Consider the following 21,834-nt stretch of genomic DNA (forward strand, 5'->3'; position numbering starts at 1 on the left):
CTCCCACCTAAGCGGGTGCGAGCGGCGCACTCAAGGGCGCATCAGCGCCCGAGGAGCGCGAGCCGCGCACGGCCCGCCTGCGGTCGCGCCGGTGTACGACGGCGCGCCCGCACGGGAGTCTCTCACTGCCGGTACCCCGCCAGGAAGCGTCCGATGCGGCTGATGGCGGCGTCGAGGTCGTCGGCGTACGGGAGTGTCAGGATACGGAAGTGGTCGGGGCGCGGCCAGTTGAACCCGGTGCCCTGCACCACCTGGATCTTTTCGCGAAGCAGCAGGTCGAGGACGAATTTCTCGTCGTCGTGGATCTTGTGCACGGCCGGGTCCAGGCGCGGGAAGGCGTACAGCGCGCCCTTGGGCTTCACGCACGACACGCCGGGGATCTCGTTCAGCCGCTCCCAGGCCCGGTCGCGCTGCTCGCGGAGCCGGCCGCCGGGCAGCACCAGGTCGTTGATCGACTGGCGGCCGCCGAGCGCCGCCTGAATGGCGTACTGCGCCGGGGCGTTCGGGCACAGCCGCATCGAGGCCAGCGTGCCCAGCCCCTCCAGGTAGTCGGCGGCGTGCTCCTTGGGGCCGGTGACCACCAGCCAGCCGGAGCGGAAACCGGCCACGCGGTACGCCTTGGACAGCCCGCTGAAGGTGAGGCAGACCAGGTCGGGGGCGAGCGCCGCGGCGTTGTGGTGCACCTCGTCGTCGTACAGGATCCGGTCGTAGATCTCGTCCGCGAAGACCATCAGGCCGTGCCGCCGGGCCAGGTCGAGCATGCCCTCCAGCAGCTCGCGCGGGTAGACGGCGCCGGTCGGGTTGTTCGGGTTGATGATGACCAGCGCCCGCGTCCGGTCGGTGATCTTCGCGGCCATGTCGTCCAGGTCCGGCAGCCAGTCGGCGGACTCGTCGCACAGGTAGTGCACCGGCTTGCCGCCCGCGAGCGAGGTCACCGCGGTCCACAGCGGGAAGTCCGGGGCCGGGATCAGCACCTCGTCGCCGTCGTCCAGCAGCGCCTGGACCGCCATCGAGACCAGCTCCGAGACGCCGTTGCCCAGGTAGATGTCGTCCACGCCGACCTCGGTGAGGCCCAGCGACTGGTAGTGCTGGGCGACGGCCCGGCGCGCCGGGAGGATGCCGCGGGACTCCGTGTAGCCGTGCGCGCGGGACAGGTTGCGCAGCATGTCCTGCAGGATCTCCTCGGGCGCCTCGAAGCCGAACAGTGCGGGGTTGCCGGTGTTCAGCCGCAGCACGCTGTGCCCGGCCTCCTCCAGCGCGTCGGCGTGCTCGATCACCGGCCCGCGGATCTCGTAGCAGACGTCGGCCATTTTGTTCGACTGCTTGAACTCCATGCGGCGGCCTCCCGGTCCCTCGCTCGCCGCGGTGCGGCGCGTCTGTGGCAGTGACTTGGTTTTACCAAGCTGCCACTTGGAAAGTCCAACTTCTTGTCTATGCTGGGGATCATGCCGCGCCGAAGTTATGACCAGTACTGCTCCGTCGCCCGCGCCCTGGACTCCGTGGGCGACCGCTGGACCCTGCTGATCGTCCGGGAGCTGCTGGCCGGGGCCCGGCGCTACACCGACCTGCACGCCGACCTGCCGGGCGTCAGCACGGACATGCTCGCGGGGCGCCTGAAGGACATGGAGCGCGACGGCCTGGCCGTCCGCCGCAGACTCGACCCGCCCGCCGCCGCCTTCGTGTACGAACTCACCGACCGCGGCCGGGCCCTGCTGCCCGTCCTCACCGCACTGGCCGACTGGGGCGCGCCCGAGCTCGGCGCGCCGCGGCCGACCGACGCGGTGCGCGCGCATTGGTTCGCCGTACCGCTCATGCCCCGGCTGGCCCGGTACTTCGCCGGCCGGCGGGCGGAGGACGGGCCCGTACGGGTCGTGGAGGTACGGCTGGACGAGGGGACGTTCCACGTCACCCTGGACGAGCAGGCGGCCGCACAGGGACGCGTGACGGACGCCTGCGGCTACGCGGAGGGACCGGCCCCCGCGCCCGACGCGGTCCTGGAGCTGGACACGGCGGCCTGCGCCGAGGTGATCTACGATCGGCTGTCACTCGCCGAGGGCGTCGGCACCGGCCGCGTCCGGGTGACGGCCCACGGCGAGCCGGCCGTCACCGCGGCGCCCGCGAGCACAGTGACGGGATGACACATGGGGAAGACGGGACGACACGTGGGTAAGGCGCCCCTGGCGGTCTTCGACCTGGACAACACCCTGGCGGGCACGGCGCACCGGCAGCACTTCCTGGAGCAGCGGCCGCGCGACTGGGAGGGCTTCTTCGCCGCGGCACCGGACGACCCGCCGCTGCCCGAGGGCATCGCGCTGGTCCTGGAGAACGCCGCCGAGTGCGAGATCGTCTACCTCACCGGGCGGCCCGAGAAGTGCCGCGCCGACACCCTGGAGTGGCTGGCCCGGCACGGCCTCCCCGAGGGCCGCGTCCGGATGCGCCCCTCCGGTGACCGCCGCCCGGCCCGCCACACCAAGCTGGAGCTGCTGCGCAAGCTCGCCCGGGGCCGCGAGGTCCGCGTGGTCGTGGACGACGACGAACTGGTCTGCAATGCCGTCGAGGCCGCCGGCTTCCGGGTCGTACGCGCCGACTGGGCCACCCGCTCGGCCGCCCTGAAGGACGCGCAGGAGCGCGAGGGCCGCACCTGAGAGGCCGTGCGGCCGCGTGCTCCCGGGGCGGGCCGGATTCAGCGACGGAGCGTGCGGACGTGCGCCCTGACCTTCTGCCACGGGGTGGCCGGGAGCCGGTGCGACGAGCCGCGCGCGTAGTGGCGCTCCAGGCAGAACTGGCCTACGGAGAGGACCGAGGTCGGGATCAGGTACCAGGCGGCGGCGAGGAAGAGCATCTCCACGGGGGCGCCGGAGAGCTGCCCGATGTCCTGCGCGTACCGCAGCAGTTCGTAGTACTGCACCGCCGCCACCAGTGAGGTCGTCTTCAGCATGGTGATGACCTCGTTGCCCGTGGGCGGCACGATGACGCGCATCGCCTGCGGGATCACGACGCGGCGCAGGGTCGCGCCGTGCCAGGGGCATCCGGAGTCCGGCCGGGGCCGTACGGAGGGTGCTGTTCGCCGTCATGGTCGGACACCTCCGACAGCGCGGGCCGACGCGGGTGCGGCAGGCCTCGCACGCGGCGACCCGGCCGTGCGCGGACCGGCCTGCTGCGCATTATGGGCACGGCGCCGACGGCCCTCCGGGCGCCTTGCGGCCATGTCCGCGCGGCACGGGGCCAGGAGCGCGCGGCGGCCCGCTCAGGGGCCGTCGGCGGGCTCGTTGCGGGTACGTATGCGCTCGCTCTGGGGGCCGTAGAGGTGCAGCAGCTCCACCGGGACCGGGCCCGCGTTCTCGAAGCCGTGCGGTGTGCGGGTGTCGAACTCGGCCGCCTCGCCCGCCTCGAGGAGCAGGTCGTGCTCGGCCAGGGCCAGGCGCAGCGTGCCGGAGAGCACGTAGAGCCAGCCGTAGCACTCATGGGCGCGCTGCGCCGGCCGCCCGGTGCCGGACCGTCCGGCGGGCAGGATCCGCTTGTACGTGCGCAGCCCGCCGAGCCGGCCGGTGAGCGGCACGAAGACGTGGCCGTCCCGGGTGACGGGGCTCGGGTGGACGCGCGGGTCGCCGGTGGCCGGCGCGCCGACCAGCTCGTGCAGCCGCACGCCGTACTCCCTCGCCAGCGGCAGCACCAGCTCCAGGGTGGGCTTGCGCTGCCCGGACTCCAGGCGCGAGAGGGTGCTGGGCGAGATGCCGGTGCGCTCGCTCAGCGCGGCCAGGGCGGTGTCCCGTTCCCGGCGCAGCGCCCGTAGGCGGGGCCCACGGCGGCCAGGACGCGTGCGAGGTCGTGGTCCGGCATACGGCTATTTGCTGCCTCGGCAAGAAACTTTGTCAAGCGGCGCCGGGCGCCGGACGATCGGCAGCGGTGAGTGACACACCGGCACGATCACGGAGGAATGCGCAGATGACCGAAATGCAGATCTCGGACGAGGAGTTCTGGGACGCCCGGTACGGCGAGAGCGAGCGGATCTGGAGCGGCGAGCCCAACGCCGCGCTGGTCCGTGAGGTGGCCGGGTTGACGCCGGGCCGGGCCCTGGACGTGGGCTGCGGCGAGGGCGGCGACGCGATCTGGCTCGCCCGGCAGGGCTGGCAGGTCACGGCGGTCGACGTCTCCGGCGTCGCCCTGGAGCGCGCGGCCGGGCACGCGGCCACCGCCGGCGTCGCGGACCGGATCGACTGGCAGCGCCACACCCTGGGCGAGACCTTCCCCGAGGGCAGCTACGACCTGGTCTCCTCCCACTTCCTGCACACCTACGGCCCGCTGCCGCGTGCTGAGGTGCTGCGGACCGCCGCCGGCGCGGTGGCGCCGGGCGGGACGCTCCTCGTGGTCGGCCACTCCGGCATGCCCCCGTGGGAGACCGACGCCCATCCGGATGTGCACCTGCCCGGCCCCGAGGAGGTGCTCGCCGACCTCCGGCTGGCCGAGGGGGAGTGGGAGGTGCTGGTCTGCGCGGAGCACGAGCGCATCCAGACCGCCCCGGACGGGCAGCCGGCCGTCCGCACCGACAACACGGTCAAGGCGCGGCGCCTGAAGGGCTGACCGGCCCGGTGCGCCACTTACGGGGCGGGCGGTCCGCCCGCCCCGATTGCCTCCCCGGCACCTGTTCCCTCAGCCATACCGACCGCTTAGTATGCCGATGGCACCGAGGCCGACCGACGTGGTGAGGGGAAGCTCAGTGAAGGCATGGCGGGTACACGCGAACGGCGAGCCACGAGAGGCGATGCGGCTGGACGAGGTCCCCGACCCGCAGCCCGGGCCGGGGCAGCTGCTCCTCAAGGTGAAGGCCGCGAACGTCAACTTCCCCGACGCCCTGCTGTGCCGCGGCCAGTACCAGGTGCGCCCGCCGCTGCCCTTCACGCCCGGTGTGGAGATCTGCGGCGAGGTGCTCGCCGCCGGTGAGGGCGCCGGCGTGGCCGAGGGCACCCGGGTACTGGCCCAGCCGCCGCTGCCCGACGGCGGCTTCGCGGAACTGGCCGTGGTGGACGCCAAGACCGTCCTGCCGGCGCCGGACGCGCTGGACGACGCCGAGGCCGCAGCGCTGCACATCGGCTACCAGACCGGCTGGTTCGCGCTGCACCGCCGCGCACACCTCCAGGCCGGCGAGACGCTGCTGGTGCACGCGGCGGCGGGCGGCGTCGGCAGCGCCGCCGTCCAGCTCGGCCGGGCGGCCGGGGCCCGCGTCATCGGCGTCGTCGGCGGCCCCGAGAAGGCGGCGGTCGCCCGCGAACTCGGCTGCGACGTGGTCGTCGACCGGCGCAGCGAGGACGTCATCAAGACCGTGAAGGAAGCCACCGGCGGCCGCGGCGCCGACGTGATCTACGACCCGGTGGGCGGCGACGCGTACGCCCAGTCCGCCAAGTGCGTGGCCTTCGAGGGCCGCATCATCGTCGTCGGCTTCGCCGGCGGCACCATCCCGAGCCCCGCCCTCAACCACGCGCTGGTCAAGAACTACTCGATCGTCGGCCTCCATTGGGGCCTGTACAACACCAAGGACCCGGCCTCCATCGGCGCCTGCCACGAAGAGCTGACCAAGCTCGCGGCCCAGGGCGTCATCAAGCCGCTCATCGGCGACCGCGTCCCTCTGGAGGGCGCGGCCGACGCGGTACAGAGGGTCGCCGACGGCGTCACCACAGGGCGCCTGGTCGTCGTCCCCGGAGAGGCGGCGGGTCGATGAGCACGGGAGCCGATGACCTGCGCCGGCGCACCGCCGAGCTGCTCGCCGCACACCCGCCCGCCACCACCGACCGCATGGACTTCCTGCGCGCCCGCTTCGACGCCGGGCTCGCCTGGGTGCACTTCCCCGAAGGGCTCGGCGGTCTCGACGCCCCCCGTGCCCTCCAGGCCGTCGTCGACGCCGAACTGGCCGCGGCCGGCGCGCCCGACAACGACCCGCGCCGGATCGGCATCGGCCTGGGCATGGCGGCGCCGACCATCCTGGGCTTCGGCACCGAGGAGCAGAAGCGGCGGTTCCTCAAGCCCCTGTGGACCGGCGAGGAGGTGTGGTGCCAGCTCTTCAGCGAGCCCGGCGCCGGCTCCGACCTCGCGGCGCTCGCCACCCGTGCCGTGCGGGAAGGCGACTCCTGGGTGGTCAACGGCCAGAAGGTGTGGACCTCCGGCGCGCACAAGTCCCGCTGGGCGATCCTCATCGCCCGTACCGATCCCGAGGCCCCGAAGCACCGCGGCATCACGTACTTCGTGTGCGACATGACCGACCCCGGTGTGGACGTCCGGCCGCTGCGCCAGATCACCGGCGAGGCCGAGTTCAACGAGGTCTTCCTGACCGACGTCCGCATCCCCGACGCGCACCGGCTCGGCGCGGTGGGGGAGGGCTGGAAGGTTGCCCGGACCACCCTCATGAACGAGCGCGTGGCGATCGGCGGCGCCCGCATCCCCCGTGAGGGCGGCATGATCGGCGTCGCCGCCGCCGACTGGCGCGAGCGGCCCGAACTGCGCACGCACGACATGCACCAGCGGCTGCTGCGGCTGTGGGTCGACTCCGAGGTGGCCCGCCTCACCGGCGAGCGGCTGCGCCAGCAGCTCACGAAGGGCCAGCCGGGCCCCGAAGGCAGCGGCATGAAGCTCTCCTTCGCGCGGCTCGCCCAGGAGATCAGCGGCTGGGAGGTGGAGTTCCTCGGGGAGGACGGCCTCACGTACGACGACTGGACGCTGCGCCGCCCCGAAGGCGTGGACTTCACGGGGCGCGAGGCGGGCTACCGCTACCTGCGCGCCAAGGGCAACAGCATCGAGGGCGGCACCTCCGAAGTGCTCCTCAACATCGTCGCCGAACGCGTACTCGGCCTGCCGTCCGAGCCGCGCACCGACAAGGACGTCGCGTGGAAGGACCTGCCCCGATGACAGACCAGCCGACGCTCGCGGACACCGCGGCGGCCGACCTGCCCGAAGGCCCGGACCTGCTCTACTCGGAGCACGAGGACGACCTGCGCGCCGCCGTACGGTCCCTGCTGGCCGACCGCGGCGGCCCCTCCGGGGTGCTCGCCGAGCTGGAGTCCGGGCGCACCCACGACGCCGCCCTCTGGCGCTCGCTCGCCGCCGACATGGGGGCGGCCGGGCTGCTCGTCCCCGAGAAGCTCGGCGGCCAGGGCGCAGGCCCCCGAGAGGCCGCGGTCGTCCTGGAGGAGCTGGGCCGGGCCGTGACGCCCGTGCCGTACCTGACCAGCGCCGTCCTCGCGATCACGGCCCTGCTCGGCTGCGACACCGACGAGGAGGAGCCGGCCGGGCTGCTGGCCGCCCTGGCCGGCGGCGAGCGCGTGGGCGTGCTCGCGCTGCCCCTGACGGCCGCGCCCGGCGGTCCGCTGGAGCCGACCGTCCGGGCCGGGTCCGACGGTGCCCTGCTCGGCACGGTCACCTCGGTCGCCGACGCGGCCGCCGCCGACGTACTGCTGGTACCGGTACGCGCGGCGGACGGCATCGAGCTGTACGCCGTGGACGCCGGTGCGCCGGGGCTGCACATCGAGGCGGCCACCCCGCTGGACCTCACCCGCGGGCTCGCCCGCGTCACCTTCGACGGAGCGGCGGGCCGCCGGCTCGCCGGTGCCGACCGGGCCGGCGCGGCCGTACGGAAGGCGCTGCTCACCGGGGCCGGGCTGCTCGCCTCCGAACAGCTGGGCATCGCCGAGTGGTGCCTGACCGAGATCGTGGAGTACACGAAGCAGCGCAACCAGTTCGGCCGTGCGGTCGGCTCCTTCCAGGCACTCAAGCACCGGATGGCCGCGCTCTGGCTGGAGGTGGTCTCGGCACGGGCCGCGGCGCGCAACGCGGCGGACGCGCTGGCGGCCGGGAGCCCCGACGCCCCCGTGGCGGTGGCCGTCGCGCAGGCGTACTGCGCTCCGGTCTCGGTCCGGGCCGCACAGGAGTGCCTCCAGCTGCACGGCGGGATCGGCATGACCTGGGAGCACCCGCTGCACCTCTTCCTCAAGCGCGCCAAGAGCGACGAGATCGCCCTCGGCGCCCCCGGCCACCACCGAGCGGCCCTCGCCGAACTGGTGGACCTCACGGCCCCGTAGGGAACCGTGACGCGGCACCCGAGCCGGACCGGGCCCGCGGCACACGAACGGACGCCGGCCGACGGCTGTGGGGGCCGTCGGCCGGCGTCGTCGTACCCGGCCGACGCTCTTTGCGGGCGTCTCGGCTGGCATGTCGGAAAAGTGAAGTTCGGAGTAGCGTCATAGGCATGAAGGTCGCACCCGGACGACCCCTGCACCGGGGGGCCCCGGCCCTGACGGCCGCGTCCGCGGCGCTGCTGCTCGCGGTGGGGCCGGCCGCCGCGGCGGGCCCTCCGGCGGACCGGGCCGCCGCCACCGGCTCCGTGGCGCGGGCGGACGAGCAGACCCGGGCGGCGGCCGGCGAAGGGCTGCAGGCGGCGGCCGACGCGCTTTCCAAGGGGCCCGTGTACGTCGACCCGCGGGCCGACGGGCAGCTGCCGTCCGGACAGGCGGACGCGCTGGCGAAGGACATCGAGGACGCCGCCAAGCCGGTCTTCGTGGCCGTGCTGCCCGCGACCTCCGAGTACCCGCCCGCGACGCTCTTCGAGGACCTGCGCACCCGCGTCGGTATCAAGGGCGTCTACGCGGTGCAGCTCGGCGACCGCTTCGACGCCCGGGCCGACGGCGACGTGATGTCGGGCGAGTCGGTGCGCCACCTCGTGGGGGCGGCCCAGCGGGCGCACCCGGGTGACGCCACCGCTCAGCTGAAGGACTTCACCGCGCAGGCCACGAAACAGGTCGGCAAGGGCACGCCGAAGTCCTGGCAGGACTCGGGCGGCGACGGCGTCAGCAGCGGCGCGCTGGTCGGGCTCGGGGCGCTGGTCGTCCTCGGCGCCGGCGGCGCGTACACCGTCCACCGGCGGGCCAAGCGCCGCCGGGAGGCCGAGGAACAGGCCGCGCTGGAGTCGCTGCGGGTGGTGGTCGACGAGGACATCACCGCGTACGGCGAGGAGCTGGACCGGCTGGACTTCCGGCCCGGCGAGCCGGGCGCCGACGACGCGATGCGCGCGGACTACGCGCACGCCCTGGACGCCTACGAGAACGCCAAGCAGGCCATGGGGCGGGCGCGCCGACCCGAGGACGTGCGGAAGGTGACCGAGGCGCTGGAGGACGGCCGCTTCGCGCTGGCCACGCTGGAGGCCAGGCGCGAGGGCCGGGAGCTCCCGGAGCGCCGCCCGCCGTGCTTCTTCGACCCGCGGCACGGCCCGGCCGTCGCCGACGCGCGCTGGGCGCCGCCCAGGGGGTCGGAGCGCACCGTCCCCGTGTGCGCGGCCGACAAGGCGCGGCTGGCGGACGGCCAGGAGCCGATGGCGCGCACGGTGCGCACCCCGTACGGCGAGGACCGCCCGTACTGGGAAGCGGGCTCCGTCTACGCCCCCTGGGCCGGCGGCTATTACGGCATGCTCGGCGGCGGGCTGCTGCCCGGCCTCTTCCTCGGCACGCTGCTCGGCTCCTCGATGACGGGCCCGGCCGCCTACGGGTGGGGCGACGGCGGGCACGGGGACGAACTCGGCGGCGAGGACTACTCCGGCGGCGACTTCAGTGGTGGCGACTTCGGCGGCGGCTTCGGGGGCGGCGGGGGATTCGGGGGCGACGGCGGGGGATTCGGCGGCGGGTTCGGCGACTGACCGCTGCATCGCCCGTTCCGGAGCGGTAGTGACCGAGCGGTAAGGACCGCGTCTCCCAGCACTCTCTTACATGTTGTTTAATTGCAATCCGTTCGCAAAAGCTTTGCGTCGGCATGAGACGGCATGAGGCAAGAGGAGAGTGGTGCATGTCAGCGCGGTCCATACGAGGCGTGTCGGCGGCGGCCCTGGCGACGACGCTGGCCCTCGGCGCCGCCGCCTGCTCCACGCCGTCCGACGGCAAGAGTGCCGCGGGCGCGAAGGACTCGGCCGTGGTCGGCATCGCGTACGAGCCGGACAGCCTGAGCCCGCTGCTGGGCTACGGCAAGGACGGCAATTCCAAGATCTTCGACGGACTGCTCACCCACGACGCGGACATGAAGCTCAGGCCGGCGCTCGCCGCGAAGCTCCCCGAGGTCACGGACGACGGCCGGACCTACACCTACACCCTGCGCAAGGGTGTGGAGTTCAGTGACGGCAAGCCCTTCACCGCCGACGACGTGGTCTTCACCTACCGGACCATCCTCGACGCGAAGACCAACAACGCCTCCAAGGCCGAGCTCGACGCGATCAAGAGCGTCACGAAGAAGGACGACCACACCGTCGTCTTCCACCTCAAGTACCCCTACGCGCCGTTCGCCGAGCGCACCGTCCTGCCCATCGCGCCGCAGCACATCGCCGGCAAGCAGGACGTGAACAACGGGTCCTTCACCACCCACCCGGTCGGCACCGGCCCGTACGTCCTCACCCGCTGGTCCAAGGGCGAGAAGCTCGCCTTCAAGGCCAACCCCCACTACTGGGGCGGCGCGCCGAAGGTGAAGAGGTTCACCATGGCGATCATCAAGGACGACGACGTGCGCGCCACCCGGCTGCGCTCCGGCGACCTCGACGGCGCCATCCTGCCGCCCAACCTCGCCGCCGCCTTCAAGTCCGCGCAGGACCAGAAGACGTACACCGCGAAGACCTTCGACTACCGCAACGTCACGCTGCCCAGTGCGAACCCGGTCACCGGCGCCAAGGCCGTCCGCCGCGCCCTGGACCTCGCCGTGGACCGTGACGCCATGGTCAAGGGCATCCTGAACGGCGCGGGCAAGCCCGCCTACGGGCCCGTGCCCACCGACAGCCCGTGGTTCACCAAGGGCACCGAGCGCGCCCACGACCTGAAGCAGGCCGAGCGCATCCTCGACGACGCGGGCTGGAAGAAGGGCCCGGACGGCATCCGCGAGAAGGGGAAGCAGCGCGCCTCCTTCACCCTCTGGTACCTCTCCGGTGACAAGCTCCGCCAGGAGCACGCCCTCGCCTTCGCCTCCGACGCCAAGAAGGCCGGCATCGAGGCCAAGGTCGAGTCCGGCACGTGGGAGGTCATCGAGCCGCGCATGAAGCACGACGCGGTGCTCGCGGGCGGCGGCAGCCCCGCCGACCCCGACTTCGACCAGTACCTGCTGCTGCACTCCTCGCTCGCGGGCGACGGCTTCAACAACATGTCGCGGTACAAGAACGACAAGGTCGACCGGGCGCTCGTCGACGCCCGCCGCACGGACGACCACGACCGCCGCCAGGCCGGGTACGACACCGTCCAGCGCGAGCTGCGGAAGGACCCGGCGTACATCTTCCTCACCCACATCGACCACCTCTACGTCGTCGGTGACAAGTGGCAGGTCCCGGGCGAGAAGGGCCTGTCCACCCAGGTCGAGCCGCACGACCACGGTCTGGCCTCCGGGCCCTGGTGGAACGTCGAGGACTGGCAGCCCAAGAAGTGAGAGCCCTGAAGTCCCTGCCCTGGGGGCCGATGGCACGGATGACCGGGCGGCGGGCGCTGCTCGCCGTCCCGGTCCTCCTCGCCGTCACCTTCGGGGTGTTCGCCGTCGCGGCGGCCTCGCCGTTCGACCCGGTCAAGGCGTACGCCGGGGCCGCGGGCCTGACCGCGTCCCAGGAGAACCTCGACCAGATCCGCCACAACCTCGGCGTCGACCAGCCGCTCCTCACCCGCTGGTGGGACTGGCTGACCGGCGCCCTCACCGGCGACCTCGGCGACTCCGCCTCTCTGCGCGCCCCGGTCTCCCAGGTCATCGGCGAACGCCTCGGCTGGTCCGTACTGCTGTGCGCGCTCGCCTTCGTGGTCGCCGTCCTGCTCGGCACCGTACTGGGGGTACTCGCCGCCCGATGGCGCGGCGGCATGTTCGACCGTGCGGTGAGCGGCGCCGCGTACGCGCTGGAGGCCGCGCCGCCCTTCTGGCTCGGCCTGCTGGCCGTCTGGCTGTTCGCGCTCAAGCTCGGCGTGCTGCCGGCCGGCGGCCTCACCGACACCGGGAGCACCGTCGCCACCGCCGGCCAGGTCGCCCGTCATGTGGTCCTGCCCGCCCTCGTGCTGGCCGTCTCGCAGCTCCCGTGGTTCGTGCTGTACGTGCGCCAAGGGGTCGGCGACGCGCTGGCCGAGGATCCGGTGCGCGGCGCGCGCTCCCGGGGCCTGCGCGAGCGCACCGTTCTGTTGCAGCACGCGCTGCGCAGCGGGCTGCTGCCGGTGCTCACCCTGATCGGCTCCCGGGTACCCGAACTGATCACCGGCGCGCTGCTGGTGGAGACCGTCTTCAGCTGGCCGGGCATCGCCGCGGCCACCGTCCAGGCCGCCACCAGCGTCGACTTCCCGCTGCTCGCCGCGCTGACCGTACTGGCCACGGCCGCCGTGCTGATCGGGAACCTGCTCTCGGACCTGCTGTACGGTCTCGCCGACCCGAGGGTGGCGTTCGATGGCTGAGCTCACCTGGCACCCCGCGCGGCCCGGCACCGGCCGGGACCGGAGCAACCGCACCCTGAGGCTGGTCACCTCGGCCGTCCTCATGGCCGCCGTCCTGCTCGCCGTCCTGCTCGTGCCGCCGCTCGTCCCCGTGGACGCGCAGGCCGTCGACCTCGCGGCCAAGCTGCAACCGCCCTCCCTCGCGCACCCCTTCGGCACCGACGAGGTCGGCCGGGACCTGCTGCTGCGCTGCGTCTACGGGCTGCGCGTCTCCCTCCTGGTCGGCGTGGTCGCCGCGCTCACCGCCACCGTCATCGGCACCGCGGTCGGCGCGCTGGCGGGCGCGCTCGGCGGCTGGGCGGACCGGGCCGTGATGCGGGTCGTCGACCTCTTCTCGTCCGTCCCGCACCTGCTGCTGGGCATCTTCATCGTGGCGATGTTCCGGCCCGGCGTCTGGCCGGTGATCATCTCGGTCGGGCTCACCCACTGGCTGTCCACCGCGCGCATCGTGCGGGCCGAGGTGCTCTCGCTGCGCGGCCGGCCGTTCGTGGACGCAGCGGTCTCCGGGGGCGCCTCACGGTGGCGGGTGGCCGTACGCCACCTCCTCCCCGGCGTGCTGCCGCGGGCCGGGCTGGCCGCCGTCCTGATGGTGCCGCACGCCATCTGGCACGAGTCCGCGCTGTCCTTCCTGGGGCTCGGCCTGCCCGCCCACGAGGCGAGCCTGGGCATCATGGTCAACTCGGCACGCAGCTCGCTGCTGGCGGGCGACTGGTGGCCCACGCTCTTCCCCGGCCTGTTCATCATCGTCCCCACCCTCGCCGTCGCCGGCCTCGCGGGCGCCTGGCGGGAACGGATCGACCCGCGCCGCCGATCGGAGCTGATGCTGTGACCACCGCAGACGCGCCACCCCGGCCCGTGCTGTCCGTACGGGGGCTCTCCGTGCGCTTCCGGATGCGCGGCGGCCGGCACATCGCCGCCGTCACCGACGCCTCCTTCGGTCTCGCGCCCGGCGAGTGCCTGGCCTTGGTGGGCGAGAGCGGCTGCGGCAAGTCCGTGCTGGCCTCCGCACTGCTCGGCCTGCTGCCGGGCAACGCGCGGACCGCCGGCTCCGCCCTGCTGGCCGACGCCGACCGGGGGCCCGCCGTCGACCTGTTGACCGCCGGCGAACGCGCACTCGCCCGGAGCGTGCGCGGCCGGCGGGTGGGTCTGGTCCCGCAGAGCCCGGCCGCGCACCTCACCCCCGTACGCACCGTACGTGCCCAACTGGAGGAGACGGTCCGTGAGCTGACGGACGTCCCCCGCCATGAACTGCGCTCGGCTGCAGAGGGGGCAGCCGAGCGCGCGGCCTTCCCCGCCGACCATCTCGACCGGTATCCGCACCAGCTCTCCGGGGGCCTCGCGCAGCGCGCGGCCACCGCGCTCGCGCTGGTCGGCGAGGCACCGCTGCTGATCGCCGACGAGCCGACCACCGGGCTGGACCGCGACCTGGTCGACCGTACGGTGGACGAGCTGCGCCGGCACGCCGAGGACGGGCGCGCGCTGCTGATGATCACGCACGACCTCGCGGCGGCCGAACGGATCGCCGACCGGGTCGCCGTCATGTACGCCGGGCGGATCGTCGAACTCGGCGACGCGAAGGACTTCTTCGGCGGCCCCGGCCCTCGGCATCCGTACGCGCGCGGGCTGCTCGACGCGCTCCCCGAACGCGCCTTCACGCCCATCCCGGGACAGCCGCCCGAGCTCGGCGCGCTGCCGGACGGCTGCGCGTTCGCCGCCCGCTGCCCGCACGCCACAGCAGCCTGCGAGACCGTCCCCGAGCCGGTCGACGGCGTGGCCTGCCACCACGTACCGACGGACGCGCAGGCCCGCGCACAGGAGCCCGCCGATGCTTGAACTGACGGACATCACCGCCGGCTACGACCGCGGCAGCCCCGTCGTCCGTGACGTCTCATTGCGCGTCGCGCCGGGCGAGGCGGTCGGGCTGCTCGGCCCCAGCGGCTGCGGCAAGTCCACGCTCGCCAGGGTCGCGGCCCTGCTGCACCGGCCGGAGCGGGGCAGCGTCGTGGTGGACGGGCAGGCCGCGCCCGGCTGGCGGCACCGCGCACCGCGCGCCCTCCGCACCGCCTTCGGCGTCGTCTTCCAGCAGCCCCGCCTCGCCGCCGACCCCCGGCTGCGCCTCGCCGATCTGATCGCCGAGCCGCTGCGGGCGAACGGCGGCCGGGGCGAGGCGGCCGAACGGCTCGCCGAGCTGGTGCCGCGCGTGGGCCTGAGCCCCGAACTCCTCGGCCGCCGCCCGCACGAGGTCAGCGACGGCCAGCTGCAACGCGCCTGCCTCGCCCGCGCCCTGATCCTCCGGCCGCGCTGGCTGATCTGCGACGAGATGACCGCGATGCTGGACGCGTCCACCACGGCCGCGCTGGTCGCGGTGGTGGAGGAGTGCCGGCGGATGACCGGCGCCGGCCTGCTGGCCGTCGGCCACGACCGGGTTCTGCTGGAACGGTGGTGCGACCGTACGGTCCGCTGGGAGGCGCTGGCGGGCGACGCCGCCGCTGTCCGGTGACCCGCAGTGATCACCCGTTCGGCGGACGCCCGACGGCCGGGTGAACGGCACGAAATACGCCAAACTGGCGCCGTTGATGGCCCGTTCGGGCCACCGAGGGAGGTTCGCCATGGCCATTTCGATCTCAGTCGTCGTGCTGCTTGTGGTGCTCGCCGTCGTCTTCCTGCGCAGCGGCCAGCTCAAGGTCTCGCACGCCATCGTGTGCATGCTCCTCGGCTTCTTCCTGGCCGGCAGCAGCATCGCCCCGGACATCAGCAACGGACTGTCCGGCGCCGCCGACCTGGTCAGCAGCGTACGGCCCTGAGGGGAGCGCCCCTCGGGGCCGTACGCGTACGGGTGCGCGCGGGCCGCGGTCAGGGCTGCCGCGCGAACACCCCGATCCCGTTCGGCACCGGGCGTTCCGCGCCGCCCGAGGGGTTGTTGCGCACGGTCGCCGTGGCGCTCCCCGGCTCGCGCAGGACCAGCGTCGTGGACCCGCCGCCGTCCAGATTCATCGCGTCCCGGGCCCCTAGGCGCTGCATCAGCCCGGCGAGTTCACCGATCGTCAGACCGGCGTTCCCCTTCGTGCCGTCCAGCGCGAGCAGGTACAGCACCTGCCCGCCCGCGCCGATGCCCGCCGCGGTACGCACCGCCGAGGCAACCGTGTCGAGGCCGGGGAGCGGGGCGCCGTCCCGCACGATCGGGAAGCCGCCCACCGCGAACCGCAACGCCGCCGGCCGCTGCCCCACCAACCGTTCGGTGACCCGTACCCGCTCGCCCACCGACAGCTTCCGCAGCTGCTGAGCGCCTCCCTCGCGGCCGACCAGGACCGTCGTGCCGTCGGCCACTCCGCCGCGCCCCGGCGTGTCCGCGATCCGCTCGACCCGGCCGCGGCGCACCGTGACCTCCGCGGTGTCCGTACTGCACGGCGCCGCCCGGTCGGTGTCCGTACCGCACGTGGCGCGGACGCGCGACGTGGTGCCCCACTGCGACGTGTACGCGCCGATGCCGCCGACCGGCAGCGCGTACAGGTTCAGGCCGCGCAGCGGAACCGTTCCGTCCGGCGTGGTCACCGAGCCCCGCAGGGACAGCCGGTCCAGCCGGGCCCGCCGGTCGGCGCCCACCGTGAGCACGTCCTCGGTCGTCGTGCCGGGCGGCAGCGCGGGCCCGAACCGCTGCCCGTCCGGCACCGCCGACTTCAGCGGCCGCCCTTTGGAGACCGCGGGCCCGACAGCGGCTCCCGTCGGTTCGACGCCCGGGTGCTGAGTCTCCGTTATGTTGAAGAAGTCACCGTTCACCCCGGCCACCGCGCCCCGCGCCCCGGCCATCGCGGACACCGCCTGCCGCGCCCCGACAGCCCCCGCGTCCAGCAGGCCGACCGACACGCCCGGTCTGCTCAGGTCGACCGTCACCAGATGCCCCCGTACGGTGCCGCGCGGCACCGCCATCGAGAACTGCCGGTACGTCACCCCGGACGCCGCCGGGGCCGCCCGGCCCGTCCGTAGCACGTCCACCGAGGCGGCGGCGCTCCCGCCGCCCGCCACCCCTCCGCCGGCCAGTGCACCGGCCGCCACCAGAACCGTCAGAACCGCGCGAACACGACCGAATCGCTGCTTCACGATCACCCCAGTTGTCACGCCAACTGTCCTTTGGGCCAACGAAGTACACCACTGACCGAAGCCATCGGGAATCCCGGAGATGTCATGAATCACTCCATTCCGAGAAAACCGTCCCTCCGCAGTCGTTCGTACACCGGCGCCGGCCCGTTCACGCGCAGAAGCGCCGTGGCGTCGGTATGCGCCGCTCTGCTGGCGGGGGCGGTGCCGCCGGCCGCCGCCCGCGGCACGGGCCCGCACCGGACGGCGGAGCGCGGCCCGGCACCGCTGCGCCGGGCGCACGCCCACAACGACTACGCGCACGACCGCCCCCTCTTCGACGCGCTGGACCACGGCTTCGGCAGCGTGGAGGTGGACGTCTGGCTCGTGGACGGCCGCCTGCTGGTCGCCCACGAGGAGGCGGAGCTGGACCCGCGGCGCACTCTGGAAGCGCTGTATCTCGATCCGCTGTGGTCGCTGGTCGCGGCCAACGGCGGCACGGTCTTCAAGGACCACCCGCTGTCCCTGCAACTCCTCGTCGACCTCAAGACGGCGGGCGCGCCGGCCTACCAGGAGCTGGCGCTCCGCCTGCGGCCGTACGCGCCGATGCTCAGCGTCTGCGCGGCGGGCCGGGTCCGCACGCGTGCCGTCACCGCCGTGGTGTCGGGCGAGCGCGGGGCCCGTGCGCCGATGGCGGCGGAGCGGGTGCGCCGCGCCTTCTACGACGGCCGGCTCACCGACCTGGGGACCGCGGCACCCGCCACCTTCATCCCGCTGGTCTCCGCGAACTGGTCCGAGCGGTTCCGCTGGGTGGGCGCCGGGCCGATGCCCGCGGCCGAGCGCGCCGAACTGCGAGGGACCGTGGCCGCCGCCCATGGGGAAGGGCGGCGGCTGCGGTTCTGGGCCACGCCCGACGCACCGGGCCCCGAACGCGACGCGGTGTGGCGGGAACTGCTGGCGGCGGGCGTGGACCACCTCAACACCGATGACCTCGCGGGGCTGGAGAGCTTTCTCCGCGCGGCCGGCCGGTGATGCCCGGAGGAGTGGCCACCGGCTACCGGAGGGATGCCTTCACCAGGCTCATGTAGCGCGACCAGTCCCAGTAGCGGCCCGGGTCCGTGTGGTCGGTCCCGGGCACCTCCACGTGCCCGATGATGTGCTCACGGTCGACCGGTATGCCGTACCGCGCGCAGACCGCGGCCGTGAGCAGCGCCGACTGACGGTACATCGCCTCGGTGAACCAGCTGGGCTGGTCCACCCATCCCTCGTGCTCGATGCCGATGCTGCGGGTGTTGTAACCCCAGTTGCCCGCGTGCCAGGCCACATCGTCCTCGCGGACGAACTGGCCGATGTACCCGTCGGCCGAGCGGACGCAGTAGTGCGCGGAGACCTGCTTCTTGGGGTTCTGGAAGATCTTCACGGTGTCGGCGTACGTCTCCTGCGTGACGTGGACGATCACCTTGTCGATGCCGTACTGGGCCGGGCGGTTCGCCGCGGTGAAGTTGGCGGCGGCGGCCGGGGTCCAGTGCACGTCGGGGTAGCCGGCACGGGGGGCTCTGCCGGCGCGGTGGGGGGCGGCGTGCGCCTGGCCGGTGCCGAGGGGGAGGAGGGCGGCCGCCGCGGCGGCCGCGGCGGCGCCGGTGAGCAGTCTGCGGCGGGACGGCTGGGGACTGTCGTGCTGCATGCGATCTCCTGCCAGAGGACCATGGGGGGAGGGGGAAGCTCGCGTACCTGCCATGGCTCACGTGCCATGGCGTGATGTCATGGACATGCGGCTCCGCCATGATGCGGAACCGCACGCCCACTGCCAAGGTTCTTCCCGGTCCGCCAATGGCTCGACCAATAACGGCGCAAAAACTTCCGGCACCGCCCCGCCCCGGCTCCGTCCACGCCTTCGCCACAACATTCGCCACAACAGGAGTACGGCGACGGCGCCCTGGGCACCGTCGCCGTCGCACTCCGGAAGAGCACCTCTCGCCGGGGAGGCGGAAGAGCACCTACGGGGAGGTGTCCGGCCCCTGCTGCGGCACCGCACAGCCCGCAGGGACCGGCGGGCCCCTCAGTGCCCGATCTCGACGTCCTCCAGGACGCCCAGCGCGTCCGGCACCAGCACGGCTGCCGAGAAGTACGCGCTGACCAAGTACTTGATGACCGCCTGCTCGTTGATGCCCATGAAGCGCACCGACAGGCCGGGCTGGTACTCGTCCGGAAGGCCCGTCTGGTGCAGACCCACCACGCCCTGGTTCTCCGCGCCCAGACGCATGGCGATGATCGAGCTGGTCTGGTCGGGGTTGACCGGGATCTTGTTGCAGGGCAGCAGCGGAATGCCGCGCCAGGCCCGTACCTCCTGGCCGCCGAACTCCACCCCCGTGGGGTAGATGCCGCGGGCGTTCCACTCCCGGCCGATGGCGGCGATGGTGCGCGGGTGCGCCAGCAGGACCTGGGTCTTCCGGCGGCGGGAGATCAGCTCGTCCAGGTCGTCCGGGGTGGGCGGGCCGGAGCGGGTGTGGATGCGCTGCTTGAGATCGGCGTTGTGCAGCAGGCCGAACTCCTTGTTGTTGATCATCTCGTGCTCTTGCCGCTCGCGCAGCGCCTCGACGGTCAGCCGCAACTGCTGGTCCAGCTGGTTCATCGGGTCGTTGTACAGATCGGCGACCCGGCTGTGGATCTTCAGCACGGTCTGCGCGACGTTGAGTTCGTACTCCCGCGGCGACAGTTCGTAGTCCGCGAACGTGCCCGGCAGCTGAGGCTCGCCGACGTGCCCGGAGGTCACCTCGATGGCCGCCTCGCCGTGCTTGTTCTGCGCCGGGACCAGCGCGCTGCGGAACTGCTCGATGTGGCTGCGCAGCGCGTCGGACCGCCCGGCCACCTCCTCGTACGCGGAGCGGGGCAGCACCAGTGCGGTACCCCGGGTCACGGCGCGTACGGTGTGCTCCCAGGTGCTGTCCCCGGAGAGCAGCGCCGTGGCGCCCGTGTGGTCGCCGTCGGCGAGCACGCCGAGCACGGTGTCGTCGCCGTACTTCCCCTCGCCCACGCGCTCCAGCTTGCCGTGCGCGATCAGCACGACCTGGTCCGTGGGCGTGCCGCGCTCGATGAGCACGTCACCCGGCGCGAAGTCGCGCTGCTCGAAGCGGCCGGCCAGGCCCTCCAGCGCGTCCTGGTCGGTCAGTCCGCGCAGCGGCGCCAGCTCCCGCAGCTCGACGGGGATGACCCGGACCTCGCTGCCCGTGCTGGTGAACTCCACCCGGCCGTCGCCGAGGGTGTGGGAGAGCCGCCGGTTCACCCGGTACGTACCGCCGGAGACCTCCGTCCAGGGCAGGACGCGCAGCAGCCAGCGGGAGGAGATCCCCTGCATCTGCGGCACGGTCTTCGTCGTGGTGGCCAGATTCCGGGCCGCCGCCGTGGCGAGGCTCGACCGGGCCTGTTCGTTCGCGGAGTCGTCGAGGCCGGATGTCGGGTCGAGCGAAGTGGTCATGGAGAAGCTCACCTATTCCTGTGCCGGTGTGAAACGTGCAGCCGCGGGGCCGCCCGGTGGGGCGGGCGGCATTCGGCGGGGGTACCGTCCCCCGGTGTGCGCCGCGCGGCGGCTGAAATTGCTGCCTCGTTGGCCTGAATTACTCGCCTCAGTGGCCGATGGACACGTCGTCGAGAATTCCGAGCGCGTCCGGGACGAGGACGGCCGCGGAGTAGTAGGCGCTCACGAGGTAGTTCATGACGGCCTTGTCGTCGACGCCCATAAAACGGACAGAGAGGCTTGGCTGGTATTCATCGGGAATTCCGGTCTGGTGCAGCCCGACGACACCCTGACGCTCCTCGCCGGTACGCATCACCATGAAGGAGGTGGTGTTGTCCGCGCCGACCGGGATCTTGCCGCTGGGGAAGATCGGCACCCCGCGCCACGACGGCAGGGAGTGGCCCATGAAGTCCACGGCGGTCGGGTACAGGCCACGCTTGGTGCACTCCCGCCCGAAGGCCGCGATGGCCTTGGGGTGCGCCAGCAGGAAGGACGGCTCCTTCCATACGGTGGACAGGAGTTCGTCCAGGTCGTCCGGGGTGGGCGGGCCGCTCCTGGTGGGGATGCGCTGCCGCGGGTCGGCGTTGTGCAGCAGGCCGAACTCGCGGTTGTTGATCATTTCGTGCTCTTGCCGCTCGCGCAGCGCCTCGATGGTCAGCCGCAGCTGCTCCTCGACCTGGTTCATCGGGTCGTTGTAGAGGTCCCCGACGCGGGTGTGCGTGCGCAGCACGGTCTGCGCCACGCTCAGCTCGTACTCCCGCGGGCTGAGCTCGTAGTCCACGAACGTGCTGTCCAGAAGGGGCTCGCCGCGGTGGCCGGAAGCGATCTTTATGGCCGCCTCGCCGCTCTCGTTGTGCGGTGCCGGGGCGCCGGACTGCTGCGCTTCGAGGTGGTCCCGCAGCCCTTCCGAGCGGTCCCGGATCTCGGCCAGCGCGCTGCTCGGCAGGGAAAGGACGGTCACCCGGGTCACCGCACGGTAGGTGAACTGCCAGGTCGCGTCCGCGTCGGTGAACGGCCCGTCACCGAGGTGGTCGCCGCCGGCCAGCGCGCCGAGCACGCTTTCGTCGCCGTACTTGCCCGCGCCGATCCGGTCCACCCTGCCGTGCGCGACGAGCACGACGCGGTCGGCGGGCCCCCCGGCCTCGGCGATCACATCGCCCGCGGCGTACTGCCGCCGCTCGAACCGCTCGGCGAGCGCGGTGAGCACCTCGCGGTCGGTGAAGTTCCGCAGTGCCGGCAGCTCACGCAGCTCGTCGGGGATGACGCGCAGGTCCCCGCCGTCCGAGGCGAACTCGATGTGCCCGTCCCCGATGGCATAGGTCAGGCGTCGGTTGACACGGTACGTGCCACCGGAGACCTCTACCCAGGGCAGCAGACGCAGCAGCCACCGCGAGGTGATGTTCTGCATCTGTGGCACGGTCTTGGTGGTGGTCGCCAGATTGCGCGCGGCCGTCGTGGCCAGACTGGTCAGGTTCACATTCTGGCTTTCGCCCGCGGTGTCGGAGAGTGTTTCTTCCGGAACCGTCACAGCTGCCCCACCCATCTCTGGAAGAAGTTGAAATCGGCTATCCGCCGAACAGAGAAGGTAGTCGCACTGATTTTATCTGCACAATCCCTCAAATGAGTGGCATGAAATAGGAATTGAGTGGATAGGCTCGCCGGAATAGCTGTATCTCCGGGCGTGCACCGGCCTGTTGGGTTGCACATATGCGCTGGCGTACGACGGCACGCACGAAGGGCGGCGCCCGCGGGGCTTTGCGGGGCGGCTCCCCGCGGGGCTTG

At 73.0% G+C, this 21,834-nt stretch carries 19 protein-coding genes and 2 pseudogenes; 14 read left to right on the forward strand and 7 right to left on the reverse strand.

Going from position 1 to position 21,834, the window contains the following annotated elements; all coding sequences use genetic code 11:
* Positions 1–122 precede the first annotated feature (122 nt).
* Positions 123–1,334, reverse strand: coding sequence for a pyridoxal phosphate-dependent aminotransferase (locus tag ABZ840_RS20160; RefSeq protein ID WP_361561399.1), 1,212 nt, complete (start codon positions 1,332–1,334; stop codon positions 123–125).
* 108 nt (positions 1,335–1,442) lie between these two features.
* On the opposite strand from ABZ840_RS20160, the gene ABZ840_RS20165 reads away from it, so the two are divergent.
* Together ABZ840_RS20165 and ABZ840_RS20170 are read left to right on the forward strand one after the other, a co-directional pair.
* Positions 1,443–2,138, forward strand: a complete 696-nt coding sequence (locus tag ABZ840_RS20165; RefSeq protein WP_361561446.1) for a helix-turn-helix domain-containing protein — start codon at positions 1,443–1,445, stop codon at positions 2,136–2,138.
* A gap of 24 nt (positions 2,139–2,162) precedes the next feature.
* Positions 2,163–2,645 (forward strand): hypothetical protein, encoded by a 483-nt coding sequence (locus ABZ840_RS20170; RefSeq protein ID WP_361561400.1) that lies wholly within the window; start codon positions 2,163–2,165, stop codon positions 2,643–2,645.
* A 38-nt stretch (positions 2,646–2,683) separates the two neighbouring features.
* On the opposite strand, the pseudogene ABZ840_RS20175 reads toward ABZ840_RS20170, so the two are convergent.
* Together ABZ840_RS20175 and ABZ840_RS20180 are read right to left on the reverse strand one after the other, a co-directional pair.
* A pseudogene (locus tag ABZ840_RS20175) lies at positions 2,684–3,010 on the reverse strand (amino acid ABC transporter permease); the annotation flags it as partial.
* A gap of 237 nt (positions 3,011–3,247) precedes the next feature.
* Positions 3,248–3,840 (reverse strand): annotated as a pseudogene (locus tag ABZ840_RS20180) (XRE family transcriptional regulator).
* Positions 3,841–3,945: 105 nt separating this feature from the next.
* Here ABZ840_RS20180 and ABZ840_RS20185 point away from each other — a divergent pair.
* The 11 genes from ABZ840_RS20185 to ABZ840_RS20235 all read left to right on the forward strand — a co-directional run bounded on the left by ABZ840_RS20185 (position 3,946) and on the right by ABZ840_RS20235 (position 15,268).
* Complete coding sequence (locus tag ABZ840_RS20185) at positions 3,946–4,581, forward strand: class I SAM-dependent methyltransferase (RefSeq protein ID WP_361561401.1); 636 nt, start codon at positions 3,946–3,948, stop codon at positions 4,579–4,581.
* A gap of 136 nt (positions 4,582–4,717) precedes the next feature.
* Positions 4,718–5,716 (forward strand): NADPH:quinone oxidoreductase family protein, encoded by a 999-nt coding sequence (locus ABZ840_RS20190; RefSeq protein ID WP_361561402.1) that lies wholly within the window; start codon positions 4,718–4,720, stop codon positions 5,714–5,716.
* Positions 5,713–6,897 (forward strand): acyl-CoA dehydrogenase family protein, encoded by a 1,185-nt coding sequence (locus ABZ840_RS20195; protein WP_361561403.1) that lies wholly within the window; start codon positions 5,713–5,715, stop codon positions 6,895–6,897. Before ABZ840_RS20190 ends, ABZ840_RS20195 begins: the two co-directional genes overlap by 4 nt.
* Positions 6,894–8,066 (forward strand): acyl-CoA dehydrogenase family protein, encoded by a 1,173-nt coding sequence (locus tag ABZ840_RS20200; RefSeq protein WP_361561404.1) that lies wholly within the window; start codon positions 6,894–6,896, stop codon positions 8,064–8,066. The genes ABZ840_RS20195 and ABZ840_RS20200 overlap by 4 nt, the downstream gene beginning before the upstream one ends.
* Positions 8,067–8,233: 167 nt before the next feature.
* Positions 8,234–9,673 carry a hypothetical protein gene (locus ABZ840_RS20205; protein WP_361561405.1) on the forward strand — a complete coding sequence of 480 codons (1,440 nt, stop codon included), beginning with the start codon at positions 8,234–8,236 and terminating at the stop codon, positions 9,671–9,673.
* Between the two features lie 146 nt (positions 9,674–9,819).
* Positions 9,820–11,430 (forward strand): ABC transporter substrate-binding protein, encoded by a 1,611-nt coding sequence (locus ABZ840_RS20210; protein ID WP_361561406.1) that lies wholly within the window; start codon positions 9,820–9,822, stop codon positions 11,428–11,430.
* A gap of 38 nt (positions 11,431–11,468) precedes the next feature.
* A complete protein-coding gene (locus ABZ840_RS20215; RefSeq protein ID WP_361561447.1) occupies positions 11,469–12,425 on the forward strand; it encodes an ABC transporter permease in 957 nt (318 codons plus the stop codon).
* Complete coding sequence (locus ABZ840_RS20220; protein ID WP_361561407.1) at positions 12,418–13,293, forward strand: ABC transporter permease; 876 nt, start codon at positions 12,418–12,420, stop codon at positions 13,291–13,293. The genes ABZ840_RS20215 and ABZ840_RS20220 overlap by 8 nt, the downstream gene beginning before the upstream one ends.
* Positions 13,290–14,297: an ABC transporter ATP-binding protein gene (locus ABZ840_RS20225; protein WP_361561408.1), complete on the forward strand. Its 1,008-nt coding sequence runs from the start codon at positions 13,290–13,292 to the stop codon at positions 14,295–14,297. The genes ABZ840_RS20220 and ABZ840_RS20225 overlap by 4 nt, the downstream gene beginning before the upstream one ends.
* Complete coding sequence (locus tag ABZ840_RS20230) at positions 14,290–14,964, forward strand: ATP-binding cassette domain-containing protein (RefSeq protein ID WP_361561409.1); 675 nt, start codon at positions 14,290–14,292, stop codon at positions 14,962–14,964. Before ABZ840_RS20225 ends, ABZ840_RS20230 begins: the two co-directional genes overlap by 8 nt.
* A 109-nt stretch (positions 14,965–15,073) precedes the next feature.
* Positions 15,074–15,268, forward strand: coding sequence for a hypothetical protein (locus ABZ840_RS20235; RefSeq protein WP_361561410.1), 195 nt, complete (start codon positions 15,074–15,076; stop codon positions 15,266–15,268).
* A gap of 49 nt (positions 15,269–15,317) precedes the next feature.
* Here ABZ840_RS20235 and ABZ840_RS20240 read toward each other — a convergent pair whose 3' ends face one another.
* Positions 15,318–16,580: a phosphodiester glycosidase family protein gene (locus ABZ840_RS20240; RefSeq protein ID WP_361561411.1), complete on the reverse strand. Its 1,263-nt coding sequence runs from the start codon at positions 16,578–16,580 to the stop codon at positions 15,318–15,320.
* Positions 16,581–16,727: 147 nt separating this feature from the next.
* Between ABZ840_RS20240 and ABZ840_RS20245 the strand changes: the two genes are divergently transcribed.
* Positions 16,728–17,570 (forward strand): phosphatidylinositol-specific phospholipase C/glycerophosphodiester phosphodiesterase family protein, encoded by an 843-nt coding sequence (locus ABZ840_RS20245; RefSeq protein ID WP_361561412.1) that lies wholly within the window; start codon positions 16,728–16,730, stop codon positions 17,568–17,570.
* Positions 17,571–17,592: 22 nt separating this feature from the next.
* Here ABZ840_RS20245 and ABZ840_RS20250 read toward each other — a convergent pair whose 3' ends face one another.
* From ABZ840_RS20250 to ABZ840_RS20260, 3 genes are all read right to left on the reverse strand, one after another.
* Positions 17,593–18,222, reverse strand: coding sequence for an N-acetylmuramoyl-L-alanine amidase (locus ABZ840_RS20250; RefSeq protein ID WP_361561413.1), 630 nt, complete (start codon positions 18,220–18,222; stop codon positions 17,593–17,595).
* Between the two features lie 375 nt (positions 18,223–18,597).
* The gene (locus ABZ840_RS20255; protein WP_361561414.1) at positions 18,598–20,013 is read right to left on the reverse strand and encodes a family 2B encapsulin nanocompartment shell protein; all 1,416 of its coding nucleotides are present in this window, start codon (positions 20,011–20,013) and stop codon (positions 18,598–18,600) included.
* Between the two features lie 148 nt (positions 20,014–20,161).
* Positions 20,162–21,595: a family 2B encapsulin nanocompartment shell protein gene (locus ABZ840_RS20260; protein ID WP_361561415.1), complete on the reverse strand. Its 1,434-nt coding sequence runs from the start codon at positions 21,593–21,595 to the stop codon at positions 20,162–20,164.
* Positions 21,596–21,834: the final 239 nt, after the last annotated feature.

Source organism: Streptomyces sp. NPDC047117, from assembly GCF_040643545.1.
Taxonomy (GTDB): Bacteria; Actinomycetota; Actinomycetes; order Streptomycetales; family Streptomycetaceae; genus Streptomyces.